The sequence below is a fragment of the Methanocrinis sp. genome (assembly GCF_049974945.1).
Classification (GTDB): domain Archaea; phylum Halobacteriota; class Methanosarcinia; order Methanotrichales; family Methanotrichaceae; genus Methanocrinis.
Map to the genome: position 1 here is coordinate 2,971 of NZ_JBNGCU010000081.1, position 4,190 is coordinate 7,160.

Below are 4,190 nucleotides of genomic sequence, written 5' to 3' on the forward strand. Positions count from 1 at the left end.
TGTTAGCCCACTCTATTTGTTAGCCCACTCTATTTGTTAGCCCACTCTATTTGTTAGCCCACTCTATTTGTTCGTGAAAATTGCATGATGACCTCCCACCGACGGTTTGATCGAGAGATCAAATCGTCTGTCGGAGAGAGACCAAAATTACTGTCCTTGGGGGCAGAGGGAGATCTGGCTTGATCTCATCCGCAATGAGTTAGAGGAAGTTCTCTATCCCCTTCAGGTCGTCCAGGTCCTTTCCATTCATCGAAGATTCGATGACCACCCTCTCCTGGATGGTGATGGGAGCTCCCGAGCGGAGGGCGAGGGCCATGCAGTCGCTGGGCCTGGCGTCCACCTCTCGCTCCACTGAGTCGATGGATACCGATAGGCGGGCGTAGTAGACCCCGCCGTCCAGATCGTCTATGAGCACTCCGGTTATACTCGCTCCCAGGTTATCCAGGGTGGAGACGAAGAGGTCGTGGGTGGTGGGCCGTGGAGAGACCGTTCCTGACAGGGCCTGATATATCGAGATCGCCTCCGAGAGGCCCACGAAGACCGGGACGATCCTTGAGGTCTCGTCCTCCAGCAGCACCACGGGAGCGACCATATCCCCACCGGCATGGACGGCGTAGACGCCCTTCACCTTGACCTTCAGGGGAGGTGATGGCTCTTCCATGCTACCCTCTCTGCACTCATCTTATATATTAATTATCCGCGGGAGATTCCGATGGTCATCTCTACACCTTCAACAGACCACTCCTTGACCAGGGTGCCCGCGACCTCCAGCTCAGACCCCATATCGAGACGCTTCGCCCGAACCTCACCCGAGATGTGCTCTTTCATACCGAGGACGAGCTTCAAGACCTCCTCGTCCTCCATCCGAACGGAGGCCTCGATCTTCTCCTCGACCCGCAGGTCCATCTCCTTTCTCATGTCCTGGACCCTCCTGATGATCTCTCTGGCGTAGCCTTCTGCCTTCAGGTCCTCGGTGAGGGTGACGTCGACGTAGACCGTGCCCGAGGAAAATTCGGCCGCCACCAGCTTCTCGGGGACCTTCTCCAGAAACTCGACCATATCCGGGGTGATGGCGTAAGGGCCCACCATGCCCTCGCCCGCATCTATCCCCTCTCTGACCTTCACGGGGTCTGCCTCCTTGATGGCCTGGATCACCTTCTGGGCATCGCCCTTGAAGACGGGGCCGATCTTCTTGGGGACGGGATTGAGTGCGATCTCCATGGGCGGCTTTTCGCCGAGATTCATGACCGTCACCTCCTTGCAGTTGGTCTGGCTCTTGAGGACGCCCAGAAGCTCTTTCAGGTCGGGGATCTCCTTGGAGGGAGAGATGGTGACCTCTGAGACCGGCCATCTCAGCTTTCGTCCGCCCTTCTGGCGGGCGTTGGAGACCGCCTCCACCACCTCTCTGACCAGGTCCATCTCATCTTCGAGGACCTCGTCGATGAGATCGTCCTTTGACCGGTGCCAGTCGTGCATGTGGACCGACGGCGGCGCCTCGAGATCGGTGCTCCGCACCAGGTTCTGGTAGATCGTCTCGGCGGCGAAGGGGGCGAAGGGGGCCAGGAGCTTTGATAAAGTGACCATCACCTCATAGATGGTGGCGTAGGCGGCGAGCTTGTCGGGGTCGTCGGTCTCGATCCAGGTCCGAGGCCGGACGAGCTGGATGTACCAGCGGGAGAGGTCTTCGAGGACAAAGTCGGCGAGAGCCCTCGTCGCCCGGTGGAGCTGGTAGGAGTCCATGTAAGTCTTGACATCCTTTGCCAGGGTGTTCGCCCGGGAGAGGATCCACCGGTCCTCGGGCCTGAGGCTCTTCCGACAGATATCGAGGGTCGTCTTCGTCGGGTCGAACCGGTCCAGGATCATGTAGGGCAGGGGGAACCGGTAGGCGTTCCAGAGGATGTTCAGCATCCGATTGTTGTTTGCCACCCCCTCCCAGCTGAAGTGGATGTCCTCCCAGGGAGCGTTGGAGGAGAGGACGTAGAGCCGGAGGGTGTCGGCTCCGAACTTGCTGACGACCTCCTCGGGGGAGACGACGTTGCCGATGCTCTTGCTCATCTTCTTCCCCTTGTCGTCCAGGGTGAAGCCGTGCATGAGGACGCTTCTGTAGGGTGCGACACCGAAGGAGACCATGCTCGCCCCGAGCTGGGAGTAGAACCAGCCCCTCGTCTGGTCGTGGCCCTCGGTGATGAAGTCGGCAGGCCACCACTCGCGGAGCTGCTCCTGGTCCCTCGGGTAGTTGAGGGTCGCCCATGAGGCGACGGCGCTGTCGAACCAGACGTCGAAGACGTCGGGGACCCGGCGCATCTCGCCGCCGCAGGAGCACTTGAGGGTGACGAGATCGACGGCGGGCCGGTGGAGCTCTTCGACGACCTTCCCGCTTCTCGCGTTCAGCTCCTCCATAGAGCCGATCACCACCATCTTTCCACACCCGCCGCAGATCCAGATGGGCAGCGGTATTCCCCAGTACCTCTGGCGGGAGATGCACCAGTCCCGAGCTCCGCTGATCCAGTCTCTGAACCGGGCGGAGCCCGCCCAGTCGGGGTACCACTTGACCTTGGCGATCTCGTCGAGCATATCGTCACGAAGGTCTGCGATCTTGAGGAACCACTGGGGCGTGGCGATGTAGATGATGGGGGTCTTGCAGCGCCAGCAGTGGCCGTACCGATGGACGAGATCCCCCTCGGCCAGAAGAAGCCCCCGCTCGGCCAGATCCGAGTTCACCTCGTCGTTTGCAGACCTTACGTACTTGCCCACGTACTTCTCCCCGGCTTCGGCGGTGTAGCGGCCGTCCTCGCCGACGGGGCAGAAGATGGCCATCCCCTCGGCGACCCCCAGCTCGAAGTCCTCGAGGCCGTGGCCGGGGGCTATGTGGACCGAGCCGGTGTTCTCGGCGGTGACGAAGTCTGCGAGGTGTATTTTGTGGACGATCTCCCTCTGAGCCGGGATCAGGTCGATGAGAGGGTGCTCATATTCAAGCCCCTCAAGCTCTCCCCCTCCGAACCGGTCCAGGATCTCGTAGTCCTTGTACCTCCCCTCTCGGAGGACGCTCTCTACCAATGGAGTGGCGATGATCAGGATCTCGGCCTTGTCGGGGTCGCTCTTCCAGGCCCGAACCCGGGAGTACTCGAACTCCGGGTGGACCGCGACGCCGACGTTGGCGGGGATGGTCCAAGGGGTGGTGGTCCAGATCATCATGAAGGTGTTTTCCTGCCCCACCACCGGGAACTTGACGTAGATGGACGGGTCGGTCTCCTCCCAGTACTCGACCTCGGCGTCGGCGATGGCGGTTTCGCACCTTGGACACCAGTTAACGACCCTGACGCCCCGTTCCAGAAGATTCCTCTCGTTCGCCCTCTTGAGGGTCCACCAGGCGGCTTCCAGGTACTCGTCCTTCAGGGTCATGTAGGGGTCTTCCCAGTCGAGCCAGGCCCCGAGGGTCTTGAACTGCTCGGTCATCTGGTCCTTCTGGCTGAGGGCGAACTCCTTGCATTTATCAATAAACCGATCGACACCGTAGGTCTCGATATCCTTTTTGTTCTTGAAGCCCAGGTGCTCCTCAACCTTCACCTCGATGGGGAGGCCGTGCATGTCCCAGCCCGCCCGATCCTTGATGAAGAAGTCGTTCATGGACTTGTAGCGGAGGATGGAGTCCTTGATGATCTTGTTCCAGGCGGTCCCGAGGTGGATCCTCCCGGTGGTGTAGGGCGGCCCGTCGACGAAGAAGAACTTTCTGCCGCCGGTTCTCATGGTTCTGGTCTTGACGTATATTCCGTTATCGTCCCAGAACTTCCTGACCTGCTCCTCAACCTCTTTCGCGTTGTATTGTCCTGCCACCTCAGAGATCATCCTAGTCCTCCAACAACGGAAAAGGCATAAACAACGTCATATTTAGGCTTTGTCGGTTCGATCCTCTCGGACTCCAGGGGCTTGTGGCGACTGATTTCAGAAAAGTTCGTCGTCAGCGGAAAAATAAGACTTGGAGGGCCTCTCATCAGCCCTGGGCTTTCTCCATCATAGATCCATTTCACCTGATCGTACCACCAGAATATGCCCTCATCGGAGCTCGAAAAGCCCACTATGAGGCTGGAGAGGCCCATAGTTGATGATGAAGCTACAGCGTCTAACTTCACCTGGTAGACGTGGCCTTTCATCAGCTCCGCCTCCATCTCACCCATCGGCCATTCGTCTAT

Annotated in this window: 3 protein-coding genes; all 3 read right to left on the reverse strand. The window is 59.5% G+C overall.

Annotation, left to right across the window (positions count from 1 at the left end):
- Positions 1-199: 199 nt before the first annotated feature.
- Positions 200-661 carry a bifunctional nuclease family protein gene (locus ACP5EL_RS08120; RefSeq protein WP_428402009.1) on the reverse strand — a complete coding sequence of 154 codons (462 nt, stop codon included), beginning with the start codon at positions 659-661 and terminating at the stop codon, positions 200-202.
- Between the two features lie 32 nt (positions 662-693).
- A complete protein-coding gene (ileS, locus tag ACP5EL_RS08125; protein WP_428402010.1) occupies positions 694-3,846 on the reverse strand; it encodes an isoleucine--tRNA ligase in 3,153 nt (1,050 codons plus the stop codon).
- Positions 3,843-4,190: hypothetical protein (locus ACP5EL_RS08130; protein WP_428402011.1), on the reverse strand; the 348-nt coding region annotated here is incomplete at its 5' end. The genes ileS and ACP5EL_RS08130, both read right to left, overlap by 4 nt.